Raw genomic sequence first — 19,312 nt, forward strand, 5'->3', positions numbered from 1 at the left:
AGCGCGCCCAACGGAAACACATACACACATCACTACGTTCCGGTGATGACATAACAAGGCAGCCCGGACGGCTGTCGCTCGACATTTTGGAGAATTTGAATGGCTATTAGCACACCGATGCTGGTGACATTTCTCGTTTATATTTTTGGCATGATCCTGATAGGGTTTTTGGCCTGGCGTTCGACGAAGAACTTTGACGACTACATCCTGGGCGGCCGCAGTTTAGGCCCGATGGTGACCGCACTCTCTGCGGGCGCCTCCGACATGAGCGGCTGGCTGCTGATGGGGCTGCCGGGCGCGATTTTCATCTCTGGTATTTCCGAAAGCTGGATCGCCATCGGCCTGACCGTCGGCGCGTGGATCAACTGGAAGCTGGTGGCAGGCCGTCTGCGCGTGCATACCGAGGCCAACAACAACGCCCTGACGCTGCCGGACTACTTCACCGGACGTTTTGAAGACAACAGCCGCATCCTGCGCATTATCTCTGCGGTAGTCATCCTGCTGTTCTTCACCATCTACTGTGCCTCCGGCATTGTGGCCGGCGCGCGTCTGTTCGAAAGCACCTTCGGCATGAGTTACGAAACCGCCCTGTGGGCCGGTGCCGCGGCGACCATCCTCTATACCTTCGTGGGCGGTTTCCTGGCGGTAAGCTGGACCGATACCGTGCAGGCGAGCCTGATGATCTTCGCCCTGATCCTGACCCCGGTGATTGTGATTTTCACCGTCGGCGGCTTTGGCGAGTCGCTGGAAGTGATCAAGCAGAAGAGCATCGAAAACGTCGACATGCTGAAAGGGCTGAACTTCGTGGCCATCGTCTCCCTGATGGGCTGGGGGCTGGGCTACTTCGGTCAGCCGCACATTCTGGCGCGCTTTATGGCGGCGGATTCTCACCACACCATCGTGCATGCCCGTCGCATCAGCATGACGTGGATGATCCTGTGTCTGGCGGGGGCGTGCGCGGTCGGCTTCTTCGGTATCGCGTACTTCAACAACAACCCGGCGCAGGCGGGCGCGGTGAACCAGAACGCCGAACGCGTGTTCATCGAGCTGGCGCAAATTCTGTTCAACCCGTGGATTGCCGGCATTCTGCTCTCCGCGATCCTGGCGGCGGTGATGTCTACTTTGAGCTGCCAGCTGCTGGTCTGCTCCAGTGCGATCACCGAAGACCTCTACAAGGCCTTCCTGCGTAAAGACGCGAGCCAGAAAGAGCTGGTGTGGGTAGGGCGCTTTATGGTGCTGGTGGTGGCGCTGGTGGCGATTGCGCTAGCGGCCAACCCGGAAAACCGCGTGCTGGGCCTCGTGAGCTACGCGTGGGCGGGCTTTGGCGCCGCGTTTGGTCCGGTCGTCCTGTTCTCCGTCATGTGGTCACGCATGACCCGCAACGGCGCGCTGGCCGGGATGATTATCGGTGCGGTCACCGTTATCGTCTGGAAACAGTTCGCATGGCTGGGCCTGTACGAAATCATTCCGGGCTTCCTCTTCGGCAGCATCGGTATTGTGGTGTTCAGCCTGCTGGGTAAAGCCCCGTCAGCCTCCATGCAGAAGCGCTTTGCGGAAGCGGACGCGCACTACCACACTGCGCCGCCGACTAAGCTTCAGGCAGAGTAATTTTCCCCTCACCCTAACCCTCTCCCCAAAGGGGAGAGGGGACAGACCGTTCACCAGTTCGAGATGATAAATGATGATTAAAACAGGGTTAATGGTGGCAGCATTAATGCTGCTGGCGGGTTGTAACGCTCCCACGCAGCGCGCGGCGGTAGAGACCTGCAACGCGGATAACCAGATGCAGCAGACCACGCTCTATTTCGGCTTAAATCGCCCGGCAGGGGCGCAGATTACCGGCAACGAGTGGCAGCAGTTTGTCGACCAGGACGTGACGCCGCGCTTTCGCGATGGCTTAACGGTGTTTGATGCGCGCGGCCAGTGGCTGGGGAATGACGGGAAAGTGGCGCGCGAGCCGAGCAAGGCGCTGATGCTGATCCACGGGAAAGATGCCCAGAGCGAGAAGAACATCGAAGCGTTGCGCGGGATTTATAAGTCACGCTTCGCGCAGGAGTCGGTGATGCGCGTCGACCAGCCGGTGTGCGTGCAGTTTTAATAAAAAACGGCGGGAAATCCCGCCGTTGTTGTTTTGTAGCAAAGCAATTTACAGCACTAATCCCGCAAAGCTCGCCGACAGCAGGCTCACCAGCGTCGCACCGTATACGAGGCGCAGACCAAACCGCGACACCACGTTGCCCTGATGCTCGTTCAGCCCCTTAATCGCCCCCGCCACAATGCCGATGGAGGCGAAGTTCGCGAACGACACCAGGAAGACGGACAAAATGCCCAGCCCGCGCGGTGACATTTCATGGGCAATTTTTTGCAGCTCAATCATCGCCACAAATTCATTTGCCACCAGCTTGGTTGCCATAATGCTGCCCGCATTGAGCGCATCGCTCAGCGGAATACCGATAAGCCACGCCAGCGGATAAAACACATAGCCCAGGATCTGCTGGAAGCTCATGCCGAATACGCTGGAGAAGAGGGCGTTAACCGCGCTGATGAGGGCGATAAAGCCAATCAGCATTGCCAGAATAATCATCGCCACCTTAAAACCGGCCAGAATATACTCGCCGAGCATTTCAAAGAAGCTCTGAGATTCGTGCAGCTTCTCCAGCTTGATATCCGGCTCGGCTTCCGGACGCACCGGGTTAATAACCGAGAGAATAATAAAGGTGCTGAACATGTTCAGGATCAGCGCGGCAACGACAAATTTGGCGTCGAGCATGGTCATATAGGCGCCGACAATCGATAGCGAGACCGTCGACATGGCCGTGGCCGCCATGGTGAACAGGCGACGTGAGGAGAGATCCCCCAGCACGCCTTTGTAGGCAATAAAGTTTTCCGACTGGCCGAGGATCAGCGAGCTCACCGCATTGAAGGATTCCAGCTTGCCCATGCCGTTCAGTTTTGACAGCAGCGTCCCGATGATTCGAATAAAAATCGGCAGGATCCGCCAGTGCTGGAGAATACCAATCAGCGCCGAAATGAAAATAATCGGGCAAAGCACGCCGAGGAAAATAAACGCCAGCCCTTTTTCACCCATTCCGCCAAAGACGAAATTCGTCCCTTCCGAGGCAAATTTCAGCAGTGACTCAAAGAAGCCGGAAACATATTTAATCAGGAAAAGCCCGCTTTCGGCGTGCAGGAAAAAGAACGCCAGCGCAATTTCAATAACTATCAGCTGTAAAACATAACGAATGCGAATTTTTCGGCGGTCGAAACTCACCAGCCAGGCGAGCGCAAGAATAATCACCAGCGCCAGCAGGAAATGGACAATCTTAAACATGGGTTATTTTCAGTTGGTTTTTGAGGCGGATATTTAGCCACAGCGCTGGTTAACCGTAAATGGGCATTTTTATTATAACTTATAAACTTAACGGTAACGGCGGTAACTATTAACAGGCTTTGCGTTTACAACTCGTCATCAAATCACCACACATTTCGCTTGTGTTTCTTTTTGCCGTAATGATAATCACTATCACAAGAATTTACCTTTCTTTGCATCAGTTGACCGCGATAAACATTTAAGGTGTCGGCATGTTTGTTCCATTTCTCATTATGTTACGTGAAGGCCTTGAAGCGGCCCTGATTGTCAGCCTTATCGCCAGTTATCTGAAGCGCACCCAGCGAGGGCGCTGGATTGGCGTGATGTGGGTTGGCGTTTTCCTTGCCGCGGCGCTCTGCCTGGGTTTAGGTATCCTCATCAATGAAACCACCGGCGAATTCCCGCAGAAAGAGCAAGAGCTGTTTGAAGGTATCGTCGCCGTGATTGCGGTGTTCATCCTGACGTGGATGGTGTTCTGGATGCGCAAAGTATCCCGCAACGTGAAGGTGCAGCTGGAGCAGGCGGTGGATAACGCCCTGCAGAAGGGGAATCACCACGGCTGGGCGCTGATTATGATGGTCTTTTTCGCCGTTGCGCGCGAGGGGCTGGAATCGGTCTTCTTCCTGCTGGCGGCATTCCAGCAGGACGTGGGTATCTGGCCGCCGCTGGGCGCCATGCTCGGTCTGGCAACGGCGGTGGTGCTGGGCTTCCTGCTCTACTGGGGCGGCATTCGCCTTAACCTGGGCGCCTTCTTTAAATGGACCAGCCTGTTCATTCTGCTGGTGGCCGCGGGGCTGGCGGCAGGGGCGATCCGCGCCTTCCACGAGGCGGGCCTGTGGAACCACTTCCAGGGCGTGGCGTTCGATCTCAGCAACGTCCTCTCCACCCATTCACTGACTGGCACCCTGCTTGAAGGGATTTTCGGCTACCAGGAAACGCCGAGCGTCAGCGAAGTGGCGATGTACTTTATCTATCTGGTTCCGGCGCTGGTGCTGTTTGCAATGCCGCCGCGTACCGGTTCGCAGACGTCGCGCGTTGCGCCGTAATTATCGTTTTAGTTACAACATACTTTTTAAGGGAAGAGTCATGGCAATTCAGTTTCGTCGTAGTGCATTGTGCGCAGGCATTGCCGCGCTGTTCGCTTCTGCCTTCACCGCGCAGGCTGCGGATATTCCGCAGGTGAAAGTCACCGTCAACGATAAGCAGTGCGATCCGATGACCATCACGGTTAAGAGCGGGAAAACCCAGTTTATCATTCAGAACCATAGCCAGAAGGCACTGGAGTGGGAGATCCTCAAAGGCGTGATGGTGGTGGAAGAGCGCGAGAATATCGCCCCGGGCTTCAGCCAGAAGATGACCGCCAACCTGCAGCCGGGTGAATACGACATGACCTGCGGCCTGCTGACCAATCCGAAAGGCAAGCTGATCGTCAAAGGTGCAGCGACGGCGGACGCCGCCAAAGGCACGGCCCTGCTGAGCCTGGGCGACGCCATCACCGCCTATAAATCCTACGTCACCAAAGAGACGGCGGACCTGGTTACGGGCACCAAAGCCTTCACCGACGCGGTGAAAGCGGGCGATATCGAAAAAGCGAAATCCCTGTATGCGCCAACCCGCCAGCACTACGAGCGCATCGAGCCGATTGCCGAACTGTTCTCTGACCTTGACGGCAGCATTGATGCCCGTGAAGACGACTACGAGCAGAAGGCCGCCGATCCGAAATTCACCGGCTTCCACCGTCTGGAAAAAGCCCTGTTTGGCGATAACTCCACCAAAGGAATGGAGAAATATGCCGGGCAGCTGAACGCCGACGTGCTGGAGCTGCAAAAGCGCATCAGCGAGCTGGCCTTCCCGCCGTCAAAAGTGGTGGGCGGCGCGGCGGGGCTGATTGAAGAAGTGGCCGCGAGCAAAATCAGCGGGGAAGAAGATCGCTACAGCCATACTGACCTGTGGGACTTCCAGGCCAACGTCGACGGCGCGCAGAAAATTGTCGACCTGCTGCGTCCTCAGCTGCAGAAAGAGAACGGCGAACTGCTGGCGAAAGTGGATGCCAACTTCAAAAAAGTGGACACCATTCTGGCGAAATACCGCACCAAAGACGGGTTCGAAACCTACGACAAGCTGACCGACGCTGACCGTAATGCGCTGAAAGGCCCGATTACGACCCTGGCGGAAGATCTCTCCCTGCTGCGCGGCGTACTGGGTCTGGACTAAGCACGATGAACAAGCATGACGAGCACGACGTGGCGGAACCTTCCCGACGTCGTTTGTTAAAAGGGGTCGGGGCGCTGGGCGGCGCGCTTGCCCTGGCAGGTGGCTGCCCGGTTGCGCATGCGGCGAAACCGCAAAGCGCTCCCGGCACGCTGTCGCCGGATGCCCGGATGGAGACGCAGCCGTTTTACGGTGAGCACCAGGCGGGCATTCTGACGCCGCAGCAGGCTTCCATGATGCTGGTGGCCTTTGATTCGCTGGCCAGCGATAAGGCGGATCTGGAGCGGCTGTTCCGCCTGCTGACGGCGCGCATCGCGTTTCTTACCGCGGGCGGTCCGGCACCGGAGACGCCAAATCCGCGCCTGCCGCCGATGGATTCCGGTATCCTCGGGGCGTTTATCGCGCCGGATAACCTGACCATCACCGTGTCGGTGGGGGAGTCGATGTTTGATGGCCGCTATGGCCTGGCAAAGCAGAAGCCAAAAGCGCTGCAAAAAATGACGCGCTTCCCGAATGACTCCCTCGACGCGGCGCTGTGCCACGGCGACCTGCTCCTGCAAATTTGTGCCAATACCCAGGATACGGTGATCCACGCCCTGCGCGATATCATCAAGCACACGCCGGATCTGCTGAGCGTGCGCTGGAAGCGGGAAGGGTTTATCTCCGATCACGCCGCCCGCAGCAAGGGGAAAGAGACCCCGGTGAACCTGCTGGGCTTTAAGGACGGTACGGCCAACCCGGACAGTCACGATGGTGCGCTCATGAAGGAGGTGGTGTGGGTCACTGCCAATCAGGGCGAACCGGCGTGGGCGGTGGGCGGCAGCTACCAGGCGGTGCGGATTATCCAGTTCCACGTGGAGTTCTGGGACCGCACGCCGCTGAAAGAGCAGCAGACGATTTTCGGCCGCGACAAGCAGAGCGGGGCACCGCTGGGTATGAAGCACGAGCATGATGTGCCTGACTATGCGAGCGATCCGGATGGCGACGTTATCGCGCTCGACAGCCATATTCGCCTTGCTAACCCGCGCACCAAAGAGACGCAGTCCAGCCTGATGATGCGCCGTGGTTACAGCTATTCACTGGGCGTGACCAACTCCGGGCAGCTTGATATGGGGCTGCTGTTCGTCTGCTATCAGCACGATCTGGAGAAAGGTTTCCTGACGGTGCAGAAGCGGTTAAACGGTGAAGCGCTGGAAGAGTACATTAAGCCCATCGGCGGCGGGTATTTCTTTGCCCTGCCCGGCGCGCGCGATGCTGGTGCGTATCTCGCTCAAGGGCTGCTCGAAGCCTGATAATTGTCCCTGCGATAGTTCGCAGGGACATTATTTTTTCATATGACTAACATATTGTTATATTTCTGTAATATTTCTATATAAGACTGAATCCGCTGCAGGAGCAGTCTGAAAAGTTGCATTCAGGTAAAATAAATGTTGCATTTATGATAACTCCTGATGTACTTAAGATAAGACAGCGGTAGTTCCCGGCAGTGATGCTGAATCACTATGGAGATCGCGAATGGTTGCGTCCTGTACTGGACATGGTAAACATAACAACCGCAGCACCCGGCGCGGAGGCTCAGACTCCGGCAGCGATTTCCTCACCACTAAATTCTCCCCCACACCTCAAGAATCTGATTCGACCGACGTGCAGACCGGTGCGCGTAGCCGTTCTGTATCGTCATCTGATAAAGCAAGCAATGGCTTACAAGGAAGCCAACCCTCTGATGTTCGTGCGCATAATCGTGCCGAAGCTGGCGCGTGTGATGAATACCAACAACTCAAGGTGCTATCCATGGGAAGACAAAAAGCAGTGATCAAAGCTCGTCGCGAAGCAAAACGTGTGCTGAGACGGGACTCACGTAGCCATAAACAGCGTGAAGAAGAATCGGTCACCTCGCTTGTGCAGATGAGTGGCGTAGAAGCAATTGGCATGGCCCGAGACAGCCGTGATAATTCTCCAATTGTGGCGCGCAATGAGGCTCAGGCGCACTACCTGAATGCTATCGAGAGTAAACAGCTCATCTTTGCAACCGGTGAAGCCGGATGCGGGAAAACGTGGATCAGTGCGGCCAAAGCGGCGGAAGCGCTGATTCATAAGGACGTGGAGCGCATTATTGTTACCCGTCCGGTACTGCAGGCGGATGAAGATCTCGGCTTCCTGCCCGGAGACATTTCGGAGAAGTTTGCCCCTTACTTCAGGCCCGTCTATGACGTGCTGGTGAAGCGACTGGGTGCATCCTTTATGCAGTACTGCCTGCGGCCAGAGATTGGCAAGGTGGAAATCGCGCCGTTCGCCTATATGCGCGGACGTACATTTGAAAATGCGGTCGTCATTCTTGACGAGGCTCAGAACGTGACCGCTGCGCAAATGAAGATGTTCTTAACGCGCCTCGGGGAGAACGTGACGGTTATCGTTAACGGCGATATTACCCAGTGTGACCTGCCGTCCGGCGTAAAATCCGGGCTGAGCGACGCCATGTCACGTTTTGAGGAAGATGAGATGATTGGGGTGGTACGCTTCACCAAAGAGGACTGCGTGCGTTCAGCGCTGTGTCAGCGCACGCTGCAGGTCTATTCCGACTAAAGGTAAAGCATTATCGTTTTGCCGCTTTCCTGTAATTTCTTCCCGGCGTCATGCCGGGAAGCGTCTTTTATTCTTTGCAGAATTCACCTGTTATTGATAATTAACCATTTCGATTATTAATTTTTTTACGGCTGCTTTTTATTTGAGCGGTAGAAGTGTGACATGTGTTTATAATACCCACAAAATATCTATGAATATAATGATCCCGCTAATTGTTAGTTAAAAATTAAACGTGAATGTTGTCACAGATCATTACTACGAAGTAAAAATTAAGTTGGTGTCTGAAGGGGAGTTATCTATGTTTCGTACTTGTTCGAACAAAATTCTAAGAAGAAACACAACAGGGGATCCGTTCCCCCGAAACATCACGCTGAGGGTCATACATGAACGAACTGGTTGGTGCTATTAATGGTGTAATCTGGAGCCCTGCGTTAATATTTTTATGTCTGGGTGTTGGCCTCTATTTCTCACTGCGTAGTCGCTTTCTGCAATTACGTCATATCAAGCACATGATTACCCTGATGTTCCAGGGGCGTCCTACGGATGCAGGCGTGTCGTCGTTTCAGGCACTGACGATGACGCTGGCAGGCCGTGTGGGGACAGGGAATATCGCTGGTGTGGCCACGGCAATTACTTTTGGCGGTCCGGGCGCGCTTTTCTGGATGTGGATAGTCGCTTTTTTAGGCGCCAGTTCAGCATTTGTCGAATCCACCCTGGGCCAGGTTTATAAAGAAAAAATTAACGGTGAATATCGTGGTGGTCCTGCCTTTTATATTGAAAAAGGTTTAGGCGTTAAGTGGTACGCATGGTTATTTGCCATTGTGACTATTTTCTCCTGCGGGTTATTACTTCCGGGCGTGCAGGCAAACTCAATTGGTGCGAGCCTGGATATTGCCTTTGGTCTGAGTCCGAACGTGACGGCGGCATTACTTGCTGTGCTGTTAAGCTTTATTATTTTCGGCGGCGTGAAAAGGATCGCCAGCTTTAGCAGTATGGTCGTTCCATTTATGGCGCTGGGCTATATTATTGTCGCCTGCGTGATTATCGCCATTAATATTAACCAGCTCCCTTCGGTTATTCTGCTGATCTGGAAAAGCGCGTTCGGCCTGGAAGCAGGCTTTGGCGCCATCCTCGGTCAGGCGATTATGTGGGGTGTTAAGCGTGGCGTCTATTCTAACGAAGCGGCGCAGGGGACCGGGCCGCATGCGTCATCCGCGGCGGCGGTAAGCCATCCGGTGAAGCAGGGGCTGGTTCAGGCATTCTCGGTCTATATCGACACGCTGTTTGTCTGCTCCGCGACCGGGTTTATGCTGCTAATTACCGGGCTGTATAACGTCCAGGGCGTCGACGGCGCCGCGCTTTATACGGGAATTGCAGGCGTGGCCGCAGGTCCTGGCTACGTGCAGACGGCAATGGAAAGTATGATGCCGGGCTTTGGTAATTACTTTGTTGCTATTGCGCTGTTCTTCTTTGCCTTCACTACGATTATTGCTTACTACTATATTGCCGAAACCAATATCGCCTACATCAACCGCAAAATTCACCGCCCGTGGCTGACGTTCCTGCTTAAGTTATGTCTGATGGCGTCCACGGTCTACGGCACGGTTCGTACCGCGGATCTGGCCTGGGGACTGGGGGATATTGGCGTAGGGCTGATGGCATGGCTCAACATTATTGCCATTGTTCTGCTGCATAAAAAAGCGTTTGCCAGCCTGAAGGATTATGAAATCCAGAACGCGCAGGGGCTGGATCCACAGTTTGATCCGGTGCGTCTGGGGATTAAAAATGCGGATTACTGGCTGGAGGAGCGCAAGGATGAAGAGGGTTTGAATATCGGCCAGAGACCTGCTCCCGAGGGAAAGCAACCGGCTGGAAAGCTGAATAGCTGAGGAATGGTTGAGACCGGCCCGTGCTTTTGTACGGGCTTTTTTTTGTAGGTGGGGCAGCTCGTGTCGCACCGGGGGGGATTGACTCGCTTCGCTCGCCCTTCGGGCAGCCTGTTCGCTACGTTCTCAGTCTGTCCAACTGGCTGCGCCAGTTGTCGAACCCCAGTCGGGGGTTCTCATCCCCCCCCTTACGGAGAATATAAAAGAAAAAAGCCCGTACTTTCGTACGAGCTCTCATCTCAAATATGGCGGTGAGGGGGGGATTCGAACCCCCGATACGTTGCCGTATACACACTTTCCAGGCGTGCTCCTTCAGCCACTCGGACACCTCACCATATTGTTTTGCTGCCTGACCGCTTGGGGGGCAACGGGGCGCTACTATAGGGAGTTGCGCTAACACGGTCAAGCAGATTTTCAGCTTTAGTGCCTGTTCGGTTAAGCATTAATCAGCTCCACGGTTTTTACGCCGTGGAGCAGGGGATTAACGCTGTGAATCGAGTACTTCGCTGTTTTTAACCACTTCCTGTGCTTTGCCGTAGCTTTCGATCAACAGCTGGTAAGCCGGGAAGATGTGGGTATACACCTCAGCCCATTCAGCCGCGTCCTCACGGTTCCAGGTGCGCTGGATCTCAGAGGCCACCGCGGCGGTATCCATTGGTACCACACCGGCCTGGACCACGCGTGCCAGGGTGATCTCCTGCGCCATTTTGCTGTAGGTGCCGGAAGCATCAATCACCGCAAACACTTTATAGCCGTCCGCCACCGCGCTGATGGACGGGAAGGCCATGCATACGCTGGTGATCGTGCCGGCAATAATTAACGTCTTGCGACCGGTGGCTTTTACCGCCGCCACGAACTCCGGATTATCCCAGGCGTTGATCTCACCTTTGCGTGCCACATACTGCGCATGCGGCGCGTTGGCGTGGATCTCAGGGATAAGCGGGCCGTTCGGTCCCTGTGGAACGGAGGCCGTGGTGATCACCGGGATCTTCGCCAGCGTAGCAATTTTTGCCAGCGCCGACGCACGGGCGCGCAGCTCCGGCATGGGCATGTCGCCGACGGTCTGGAACAGCCCGCTCTGGTGATCGATAAGCAACATCACCGCATCGTTCACATCAATAACCGGACGGGTACCATTAAAATTCGCAGGTGTAGACATGTTCTTCTCCTTTATTACGATTACGTTCAGATCTGGCCGAAGCGGCCGGAATTGAAATCACGAATGGCTTCCGCGATCTCGGTTTTACTGTTCATCACAAACGGGCCGTAGCCCACGATGGGTTCATTCAGCGGCTCGCCGGCCATCAGCAGCACTTTGGCATCGCTGTTCGCCTCCAGGTGCAGCTTGTTGCCTTCCTGACTCAATACGACCAGCTGGGCTTCACCTGCCTGCGTTGTACCGTTCACCGTTATGTTGCCTTCAAGCACGACCAGCGCGGTGCTCCAGCCTTCGGGCTGATTGAGCGTCAGATGGCTTCCCTGGTTCAGCGCGATGTCCCAGACGTTCAGCGGTGAGAAAGTGTGCGCAGGGCCGGTAACCTCGTCGTAGCGACCGGCAATCACCCGCAGGGTGCCGCTGTTATCCGGTAGCGTCACAACCGGGATATCGCTTTTGGTGATGCTCTGGTAGCCCGGTGCCGCCAATTTGTCTTTCGCCGGCAGGTTGACCCACAGCTGCATCATTTTCAGCTCGCCACCTTTCTGCGCGAAGGCGCTGGAGTGGAACTCCTCGTGCAGGATGCCTGCGCCTGCCGTCATCCACTGCACGTCGCCCGGGCCAATGACGCCGCCTCTGCCGGTTGAGTCGCGGTGCTCCACTTCCCCGGAGTAGACGATAGTGACCGTTTCAAAGCCGCGATGAGGATGCTCGCCCACGCCGCGTTTCGCGCCGTCCGCCGGGAAGGTGTACGGTCCGGCGTAGTCCAACAGCAGGAACGGGCTCAGCGGCTCGCCGTGCGTCTGGTAAGAAAACATTGAACGAACCGGGAAACCGTCACCGACCCAGTGCGGACGAGGTGCGGTATAAACGCCTGTTACGTTTTTCATGATGAGCTCCTGATGTTCTGTTGATGTAATTAGCTTATATTCAAGGTTAATATCCCGGTAGATAGTGAAATTGACATTCACTGTTCTGAAAATGGAACGATGAGGGCGTATGCAGGATCTCAATGATTTCGCGTGGTTTGTGAAGGTGGTGGACCATGGTGGGTTTGCGGCGGCGGGTCGGGCGCTCGATCAGCCCAAGTCGAAACTGAGCCGCCGGATTGCTCAGCTGGAAGAGCGCCTTGGCGTGCGGTTGATCCAGCGCACTACGCGGCAGTTTACGGTGACCGAAGTCGGGCAGACCTTCTATCAGCACTGTAAAGCGATGATGGTGGAGGCCGAAGCTGCGCAAGAGGCGGTGGCGGCTTTACAGGCCGAGCCGCGCGGTGTGGTCAGGATCACCTGCCCGGTAACCTTGCTGCACGTTCACGTGGGGCCGATGCTGGCACGGTTTATGGCACGCTATCCGGGGATCAATCTTCAGCTTGAGGCCACCAACCGGCGAGTCGATCTGGTGGGCGAGGGCATTGACGTGGCGATCCGCGTTCGTCCACGTCCCTTTGACGACAGCGATCTGGTGTTAAGAGTGCTGGCAGACAGGGGGCACTGCCTGGTGGCGAGCCCTGCGCTGATTGAGCAGATGGGCAACCCTGCCGTGCCCTCTGAGCTGAGCGAATGGCCGGGCTTGAGCATGGGGGCGGGAAAGCAGCTGCATAAATGGGAACTGGGCGGGCCGGACGGGGCAAAAGCGGAGATTCACTTTACGCCGCGCTTGATTACCACCGACATGCTGGCGCTGCGTGAAGCGGCAATGGCGGGGGTAGGGGTCGTGCAGCTGCCGATTTTGATGGTCAAGGATCAGCTGGTATCAGGGGAATTGGTGCGGGTGCTGGACGCATGGGAACCCAGACGGGAAGTTATTCACGCGGTTTATCCTTCCCGGCGTGGTTTACTGCCGTCGGTCAGAACGCTGGTGGATTTTCTTACCGAAGAATATGCCCGGATGGTGGAGGAGTAACAATCCCCTCGCCTTGCGGGCTGAGGAATCCCCCGAAACTAATGCGAGCAGTAAATAATTCCCTCGCCCCTTTGGGGAGAGGGTTAGGGTGAGGGGCTCAGACCGCACCGAGCTGCTTATAGCTCCGGGGGGATTGACTCGCTTCGCTCGCCCTTCGGGCAGATTCCTCGCAGGCTCGTCATCTGTCCAACTGGCTGTCGCCAGTTGTCGAACCCCGGTCGGGGGTTCTCATCCTCCCCTTATGGAGAATATAAAAGAAAAAAGCCCGTACTTTCGTACGAGCTCTCATCTCAAATATGGCGGTGAGGGGGGGATTCGAACCCCCGATACGTTGCCGTATACACACTTTCCAGGCGTGCTCCTTCAGCCACTCGGACACCTCACCATATTGTCATCCCGTTGTTGTCGGGACGGGCGCTAATGTAAGGAAAAGCCGAACTGCCGTCAACTCACTTTTTCAGTAATTTAGCGCGTTTAGACAAACTTCAGGCAACATGATTCTTAAATGTGCTGAAAGCGTCTTTTTTATCAACAACACAGTCGCGCAATAAATTTGCTATGCTGACCGTCCAGTTAAAAAGCAAACTAAATCAGCGCAATAAAAGGCAGGAATGACTATGGATATACTCTTCTATCACCCCACTTTTGATACGGCTTACTGGATTGAAGCACTTTCTGCGGCGCTGCCGGGCGCTCGCGTTCGTGAATGGAAGCGGGGTGATAACGAACATGCCGACTACGCGCTGGTCTGGCATCCTCCGGTGGAAATGCTTCAGGGCCGTAAGCTGAAGGCCGTTTTCGCGCTCGGGGCTGGCGTGGATTCCATTCTGAGCAAACTGAAGGCACACCCTGAAATGCTGCCGGAAGAGATCCCTCTGTTCCGCCTGGAAGATACCGGAATGGGGCAGCAAATGCAGGAATATGCCGTGAGCCAGGTGCTGCACTGGTTCCGCCGCTTCGACGATTATCAAGCCTTTAAACAGCAGGCCCACTGGGAGCCGCTGCCGGATTACCGTCGCGAAGATTTTACAATCGGCATCCTCGGCGCCGGCGTGCTGGGCTCAAAAGTGGCTGAAGCGCTTGCCCCGTGGGGCTTCCCGCTGCGCTGCTGGAGCCGCAGCCGTAAAGATTATCCGGGCGTTGAGAGTTTTGCCGGAACGGATGAGCTTCCGGCCTTCCTGAGCGGCACGCGCGTGCTGATCAACCTGCTTCCCAATACGGCGGAAACGGTAGGGATCATCAATGAAGCCTTGCTCAATCAGCTGGTCGATCAGAGCTACCTGATGAACCTGGCGCGTGGGGTGCATCTGGTCGAGCCGGATCTGCTGAAGGCGCTGAACAGCGGGAAGCTTAAAGGCGCCATGCTGGATGTTTACAGCCGTGAACCGCTGCCGGAGGAAAGCCCGCTGTGGCGACATCCGCGCGTGGCCATGACGCCGCACGTGGCCGCCGTCACGCGACCGGCCGAGGCGGTGGCCTATATCTCGCACACGATCGGTGAAATAGAGAAGGGTAACCCGGTTACCGGACAGGTCGACAGACAGCGCGGCTACTGAGAGAAACCCGGCGTTCGCCGGGTTTTTGCTAATATTCGCCGCTGATAACTGCTATCCTTTGGAAAAAACGCAGAGGAGAGAAAGATGTATCCCGTTGACCTGCATATGCACACCGTCGCCAGTACCCACGCGTATAGCAACCTCCATGATTATATCGCTCAGGCGAAGCTTAAAGGCATCAAGCTTTTTGCGATAACCGATCACGGCCCGGATATGGCGGATGCGCCGCACTACTGGCATTTTGTGAATATGCGTATCTGGCCGCGTCTGGTGGACGGCATCGGGATACTGCGCGGCATTGAGGCGAACATCAAAAACACCGACGGTGAAATTGACTGCACCGGCCCGATGCTGACCTCCTTAGATCTGATCCTCGCCGGTTTCCATGAGCCGGTTTTCCCGCCGCAGGATAAAGAGACCAATACCGCGGCGATGATTGCCACCATTGCCAGCGGCAATGTGCATATCATTAGCCACCCGGGCAACCCGAAGTACCCGATTGATATTCAGGCCGTGGCGCAGGCCGCGGCGAAACACCGCGTGGCGCTGGAGATTAATAACTCCTCGTTCGTGCACTCGCGTAAGGGCAGTGAAGCCAACTGTCGAGAAGTGGCTGCCGCCGTGCGTGATGCGGGTGGCATGGTGGCGCTGGGCTCTGATTCGCACACGGCCTTCACACTGGGGGATTTCAGCGAGTGCCTGAAAATATTGCAGGATGTGGATTTCCCGGAAGAACGCATCCTGAACGTCACGCCGCGTCGTATGCTCGATTTCCTTGAGTCGCGCGGCATGGCGCCGATTGATGAATTTGCCGATCTTTAATTGAATAACGGAATAAAATAATGAATGAATTCTCCATCCTTTGCCGCGTGCTGGGCTCCCTCTATTATCGCCAGCCGCAGGATCCGCTGCTGGTTCCGCTGTTTACGCTGATTCGCGAAGGTAAGCTGGCGCAGAACTGGCCGCTGGAACAGGATGAGTTACTGGAACGCCTGCAGAAAAGCTGTGATATGCAGCAGATCTCAACGGACTACAACGCGCTGTTCGTAGGCGAAGAGTGCCGTGTGTCGCCGTATCGTTCGGCCTGGCAGGAAGGGGCGACCGAAGCGGAAGTGCGGGCATTTCTCTCCGAACGCGGGATGCCGCTGAGCGATACGCCAGCCGATCATATCGGTACGCTGCTGCTGGCAGCCTCCTGGATCGAAGACAATGCAGGCGACGATGAAAATGAAGCCATCGGGATCCTCTTCGAGACGTATCTGCTGCCGTGGGTCGGAACCTTTCTGGGTAAAGTGGAAGCCCATGCCACCTCTCCGTTCTGGAGAACGCTGGCCCCGCTGACGCGTGACGCCATCGCAGCAATGTGGGACGAGCTGGAAGAAGAAGCTGAAGAGTGATTTTCATCACAAAAATTCTGCAACGATACATTTCCGCATGCACGTACTGTGCTTTCGATCTCATTTCTATGGCGCGCATCTGCTAAGATGCGCGCCATGAACATATTACTTTGTATTGCGATCACGACAGGCATTCTCTCCGGTGTTTGGGGATGGGTAGCGGTGTCTCTCGGTTTATTAAGCTGGGCTGGCTTCCTGGGCTGCACGGCCTATTTCGCCTGTCCTCAGGGCGGGCTGAAAGGGCTCTTTATCTCAGGCTGCACGCTGATGAGCGGCGTGATCTGGGCGCTGGTCATCATGAAGGGCAGCGCGCTGGCGCCGCATCTGGAGATGCTGGGGTACGTCATGACGGGGGTTGTCGCCTTCCTGATGTGCATTCAGGCGAAGCATCTGCTGCTGTCGTTCGTGCCGGGCACCTTTATGGGGGCCTGCGCGACCTTTGCCGGGCAGGGGGACTGGAAGCTGGTGGTTCCTTCCCTGGCGCTGGGACTGCTGTTTGGCTACGCCATGAAGAACAGCGGCCTTTGGCTGGCGGCGCGACGGGAAAAAACGCAAAACATCACCGCGGTGAGTGAATAAAAAAAGGCGAGATAATCATCTCGCCTTTTTTATGCGCTGCCTGTCAGGATTCCGGAGGCACCGACATATCACGGTATTTCACCAGGATCGGGTTCTGCACGTCCGCTTTGTTTTGCAGATCCCACAGCCCGCGATCGATACCATCATTAATTAAGAAGATCACGCCGGTTTCAATGGCTGACATCAGACACATCATGACCGGTTCGTTAGAGGTGTAGCCAATTTCACCCTCCAGCAGACGCTGGTAGTCGATGAAGCGGAATACCCCAGCCTGAACTTCATAAGACAGTATCGTTTTGCTGGTGTTGACCGAAGATAGCACTTCACCGGTACTGACGTTAACGACGCGCAGGTTAACCGCAATTTGGTCGAGCTGGTACTGGGTATCCGCGCCGATACCGAAGTAGCGCGCCCCAACGCCGCCCGATTTTACGTTACTCTCGTAACCGATAATCGAACCCTCAATCATCACGTTTGCGGCGGCCAGAGACTGCAGAGGCATCCGGTTATTGTCCGCGACGGTGCCATTCTCCTGCGCGGCGCGAATGATTTTGCGTTCATTTAACAGGTTCTGAAGCCCCTGGCGTTCCAGCGGTATAAACCAGTGCGAATCCTTCAGTGCGGTCACCAGCATGGCGGTGGCGCTTTGCGGCACCGCGGTGGAGAAGTTACTTGCCGGGTAAGGCTTAAATTGCCCGGTTTCATCCTGAATGTTGTATACCGAGACAAATATCTTGCCCGTAGGTGAAGGCAAATGGGTTAAATCACGATAACTCTGGGCCCGGGGCATTAATGTTGGTTTTGCAGCTTCTTTAGGTGGAGCAGTTAAACAACCGCTCAATAAGCACACTGCAACAAATATCAGGAAGCGCTGCATGATCGTTGTCCTTATTTAGCTATTGTTTAAAAGTCAGTTGAATTATTTTGCAGGCCGGAAACCTCTATGGTGGAGGTTTTTCCGGTTTTACGATCGGTCACATTCAACTGGAGCTGTCCGTCCCTGTTGGCGATGTCGACAATAAAGTCGTTGGTCATCATTCGGCCGGGTTTGCCGGTATTAATGTTGGTCAGCAATCCCCCTAAAATCTGCGACTGGATAGCCTGGGTGAAGTTATCCAGTGCGGAAGGGGTATCAACGGTAAAATCCTGATAGCTCGGATCTTTATAGGAGTTTTGTGCCTGGGCTTGATTCAGCAGAAAGGCACCGTTGTTGGGGTTGCCGCCAAAGTTAGGGTTACGGAACTGGAAGGTCATATTTCCGGCCCAGCTCAGGGGAGCAATAAGCATGATCGAAACAACTGCATATGCAATACGCATGACAGCCTCCGCATATCGGTTCGCTAGAACTCATCTTTTGCTAAATCGCTGGTGCTTAATAGGGCTTTATCTATTTGCAGGCGATTAATAGCGTCTTCAGTTTGAGCCAGTGCTAAGGCTACGTTTTTATCGAAGTCTGTTTTCGAGGGGAATAAAAACGTTTGATAAATAACGTCCTGATTGGCCGTTATGGTTATCCAGCTTCCCCAACGTGCACTGGGCCGCTCGTTGATTGTTAAATTACCCGTGTAGGGACTGTCCCATTTATCGCTGAAGGCCCGGTAAAAGCTGTGCCCGATCGATGAGACCGTGTGGTCAGTTAACAATCCGGGAACTTCGACCTCAACGGCCTGTAGGTTCCCAGCAGCGAGCAGGAGACTCGCTGCGGCGATCCAACTCAACGTGCGCTTCATGTCATTAACGCCTGAGGTTATCGTTTGCCCATGAAACAGCCTGAGTTCGGTTTTTAACAGCTATCTTCTTGAAAAGATTATAAAGGTGCGTCTTCACCGTATTTTCGCTGATAAATAACGAACGGGCGATTTCAATATTTGAAGCACCAATGCGTAATTTGTTCAGGATCTCTTTCTCACGGTGGGTGAGCAGCGCTGATTCCGAACTGTTATAGCGGTAATTTCCGGAGTGCGTGATGAGGTAGCTGGCCAGCTTTTGCGAGAAATAGCATTCGCCGCGCAATATGCCTTGCAGACCATCTACCACCCGAACCTCTTCTTCAGTGACGTAGAACACGCCATTGATATGCGGCCAGCTTTCAATATCTCTGAAAGGATATTCATCAGGCGTATTCAATAATAACACGCGGATATTATTGTTTTTCCTGCTTAAGTTATCTTGCCAGTAATGGATAAGCTTTTTATCGGCCTCCATCATATCAAACAGAATGATGCTGCCAGGCGCAATATCATCAAAAGAACGTTGAATATTATGCAATTTCCCGTTCAGTGATAAAGATTGCTTTAAATGTTGTAATAAAGCTGTCGCTTGCAGAGAAGGTTTTGTGATCAACAGTAATGTATGACCATGTAAACTATGGACTTCATTATACATGATGAAACCCCACTTATTTTTGGCACCTGACAGCCGCCCTCTCTGTAAACAAGAGGGCACCAGAAGTACTGACAGATGTTGCACTGCTGTGTGTAGAAACAGAACATAACCTCCACAGGGAGGTAAATATAAAACCAATTTCGCACATCTAATTTCAATCTAGCTTTTACGAGTTTTAAAGCAAGTGTTAATCATGTAACAAGATGTAAAAATCAATATTAATTTGTGTAAATTGCAGATTTTTAATGTTGTTATTTGATATGAAAGTTGTACATGTAAATAGT

At 54.6% G+C, this 19,312-nt stretch carries 19 protein-coding genes, 2 tRNA genes and 1 other RNA gene; 12 read left to right on the plus strand and 10 right to left on the minus strand.

What is annotated here, in order from left to right; translation table 11 throughout:
- The first annotated feature begins 99 nt into the window (after positions 1 to 99).
- Entirely contained in the window at positions 100 to 1,608 is a 1,509-nt protein-coding gene (gene putP, locus URZ40_RS20185) for a sodium/proline symporter PutP (RefSeq protein ID WP_116340753.1), read from the plus strand.
- Positions 1,609 to 1,678: 70 nt separating this feature from the next.
- Positions 1,679 to 2,098, plus strand: a complete 420-nt coding sequence (locus URZ40_RS20190; protein ID WP_320721045.1) for a DUF3574 domain-containing protein — start codon at positions 1,679 to 1,681, stop codon at positions 2,096 to 2,098.
- A gap of 48 nt (positions 2,099 to 2,146) precedes the next feature.
- Here URZ40_RS20190 and URZ40_RS20195 read toward each other — a convergent pair whose 3' ends face one another.
- Positions 2,147 to 3,331, minus strand: coding sequence for a nucleoside transporter C-terminal domain-containing protein (locus tag URZ40_RS20195; protein WP_320721046.1), 1,185 nt, complete (start codon positions 3,329 to 3,331; stop codon positions 2,147 to 2,149).
- Between the two features lie 251 nt (positions 3,332 to 3,582).
- On the opposite strand from URZ40_RS20195, the gene efeU reads away from it, so the two are divergent.
- The 5 genes from efeU (at position 3,583) to URZ40_RS20220 (ending at position 10,053) form a co-directional block, all read left to right on the plus strand.
- A complete protein-coding gene (gene efeU / locus URZ40_RS20200) occupies positions 3,583 to 4,416 on the plus strand; it encodes an iron uptake transporter permease EfeU (RefSeq protein ID WP_192983067.1) in 834 nt (277 codons plus the stop codon).
- A 40-nt stretch (positions 4,417 to 4,456) separates the two neighbouring features.
- Entirely contained in the window at positions 4,457 to 5,584 is a 1,128-nt protein-coding gene (efeO, locus tag URZ40_RS20205) for an iron uptake system protein EfeO (protein WP_320721047.1), read from the plus strand.
- A gap of 5 nt (positions 5,585 to 5,589) precedes the next feature.
- Positions 5,590 to 6,873 (plus strand): iron uptake transporter deferrochelatase/peroxidase subunit, encoded by a 1,284-nt coding sequence (efeB, locus tag URZ40_RS20210; RefSeq protein WP_320721048.1) that lies wholly within the window; start codon positions 5,590 to 5,592, stop codon positions 6,871 to 6,873.
- Positions 6,874 to 7,372: 499 nt separating this feature from the next.
- A complete protein-coding gene (gene phoH / locus URZ40_RS20215; RefSeq protein ID WP_029740192.1) occupies positions 7,373 to 8,164 on the plus strand; it encodes a phosphate starvation-inducible protein PhoH in 792 nt (263 codons plus the stop codon).
- Positions 8,165 to 8,547: 383 nt separating this feature from the next.
- Positions 8,548 to 10,053 carry an alanine/glycine:cation symporter family protein gene (locus URZ40_RS20220; RefSeq protein WP_320721049.1) on the plus strand — a complete coding sequence of 502 codons (1,506 nt, stop codon included), beginning with the start codon at positions 8,548 to 8,550 and terminating at the stop codon, positions 10,051 to 10,053.
- Between the two features lie 61 nt (positions 10,054 to 10,114).
- On the opposite strand, the gene URZ40_RS20225 is transcribed toward URZ40_RS20220, so the two are convergent.
- The 4 genes from URZ40_RS20225 to URZ40_RS20240 form a co-directional block, all read right to left on the minus strand.
- Positions 10,115 to 10,251: non-coding RNA, RtT sRNA (locus tag URZ40_RS20225), on the minus strand.
- A 45-nt stretch (positions 10,252 to 10,296) separates the two neighbouring features.
- A tRNA-Ser gene (locus tag URZ40_RS20230) sits at positions 10,297 to 10,384 on the minus strand.
- 147 nt (positions 10,385 to 10,531) lie between these two features.
- Positions 10,532 to 11,209 carry a hydrolase gene (locus tag URZ40_RS20235; RefSeq protein WP_320721050.1) on the minus strand — a complete coding sequence of 226 codons (678 nt, stop codon included), beginning with the start codon at positions 11,207 to 11,209 and terminating at the stop codon, positions 10,532 to 10,534.
- Between the two features lie 26 nt (positions 11,210 to 11,235).
- On the minus strand, positions 11,236 to 12,096 hold the full coding sequence (locus URZ40_RS20240; protein WP_320721051.1) for a pirin family protein: 861 nt from the start codon (positions 12,094 to 12,096) through the stop codon (positions 11,236 to 11,238).
- A 109-nt stretch (positions 12,097 to 12,205) separates the two neighbouring features.
- Here URZ40_RS20240 and URZ40_RS20245 point away from each other — a divergent pair, with 109 nt between their 5' ends.
- A complete protein-coding gene (locus tag URZ40_RS20245) occupies positions 12,206 to 13,111 on the plus strand; it encodes a LysR family transcriptional regulator (RefSeq protein WP_316378895.1) in 906 nt (301 codons plus the stop codon).
- Positions 13,112 to 13,408: 297 nt separating this feature from the next.
- Here the strand turns inward: URZ40_RS20245 and URZ40_RS20250 are convergent.
- Positions 13,409 to 13,496: transfer RNA gene (locus URZ40_RS20250), tRNA-Ser, on the minus strand.
- Between the two features lie 232 nt (positions 13,497 to 13,728).
- On the opposite strand from URZ40_RS20250, the gene ghrA reads away from it, so the two are divergent.
- The 4 genes from ghrA (at position 13,729) to URZ40_RS20270 (ending at position 16,643) form a co-directional block, all read left to right on the plus strand.
- A complete protein-coding gene (ghrA, locus tag URZ40_RS20255; protein ID WP_320721052.1) occupies positions 13,729 to 14,667 on the plus strand; it encodes a glyoxylate/hydroxypyruvate reductase GhrA in 939 nt (312 codons plus the stop codon).
- Between the two features lie 84 nt (positions 14,668 to 14,751).
- The gene (locus URZ40_RS20260) at positions 14,752 to 15,489 is read left to right on the plus strand and encodes a phosphatase (RefSeq protein ID WP_028012671.1); all 738 of its coding nucleotides are present in this window, start codon (positions 14,752 to 14,754) and stop codon (positions 15,487 to 15,489) included.
- Positions 15,490 to 15,509: 20 nt separating this feature from the next.
- Complete coding sequence (locus tag URZ40_RS20265) at positions 15,510 to 16,064, plus strand: molecular chaperone (RefSeq protein ID WP_116340732.1); 555 nt, start codon at positions 15,510 to 15,512, stop codon at positions 16,062 to 16,064.
- A gap of 96 nt (positions 16,065 to 16,160) precedes the next feature.
- The gene (locus URZ40_RS20270) at positions 16,161 to 16,643 is read left to right on the plus strand and encodes a DUF1097 domain-containing protein (RefSeq protein WP_162874951.1); all 483 of its coding nucleotides are present in this window, start codon (positions 16,161 to 16,163) and stop codon (positions 16,641 to 16,643) included.
- A 43-nt stretch (positions 16,644 to 16,686) separates the two neighbouring features.
- Here URZ40_RS20270 and csgG read toward each other — a convergent pair whose 3' ends face one another.
- Genes csgG through csgD form a run of 4 tightly spaced genes read right to left on the minus strand, consistent with a single transcriptional unit; the run spans position 16,687 to position 19,028 of the window.
- Complete coding sequence (gene csgG / locus URZ40_RS20275; protein WP_028012674.1) at positions 16,687 to 17,520, minus strand: curli production assembly/transport protein CsgG; 834 nt, start codon at positions 17,518 to 17,520, stop codon at positions 16,687 to 16,689.
- 26 nt (positions 17,521 to 17,546) lie between these two features.
- Positions 17,547 to 17,960: a curli production assembly/transport protein CsgF gene (gene csgF / locus URZ40_RS20280; protein ID WP_116340728.1), complete on the minus strand. Its 414-nt coding sequence runs from the start codon at positions 17,958 to 17,960 to the stop codon at positions 17,547 to 17,549.
- Positions 17,961 to 17,983: 23 nt separating this feature from the next.
- Entirely contained in the window at positions 17,984 to 18,373 is a 390-nt protein-coding gene (gene csgE, locus URZ40_RS20285; protein ID WP_048998812.1) for a curli production assembly/transport protein CsgE, read from the minus strand.
- Positions 18,374 to 18,377: 4 nt separating this feature from the next.
- On the minus strand, positions 18,378 to 19,028 hold the full coding sequence (gene csgD, locus URZ40_RS20290) for a biofilm master transcriptional regulator CsgD (RefSeq protein WP_028012677.1): 651 nt from the start codon (positions 19,026 to 19,028) through the stop codon (positions 18,378 to 18,380).
- Positions 19,029 to 19,312 lie beyond the last annotated feature (284 nt).

It is taken from the genome of Enterobacter sp. 296B2, from assembly GCF_034106185.1.
Taxonomy (GTDB): Bacteria; Pseudomonadota; Gammaproteobacteria; order Enterobacterales; family Enterobacteriaceae; genus Enterobacter; species Enterobacter cloacae_N.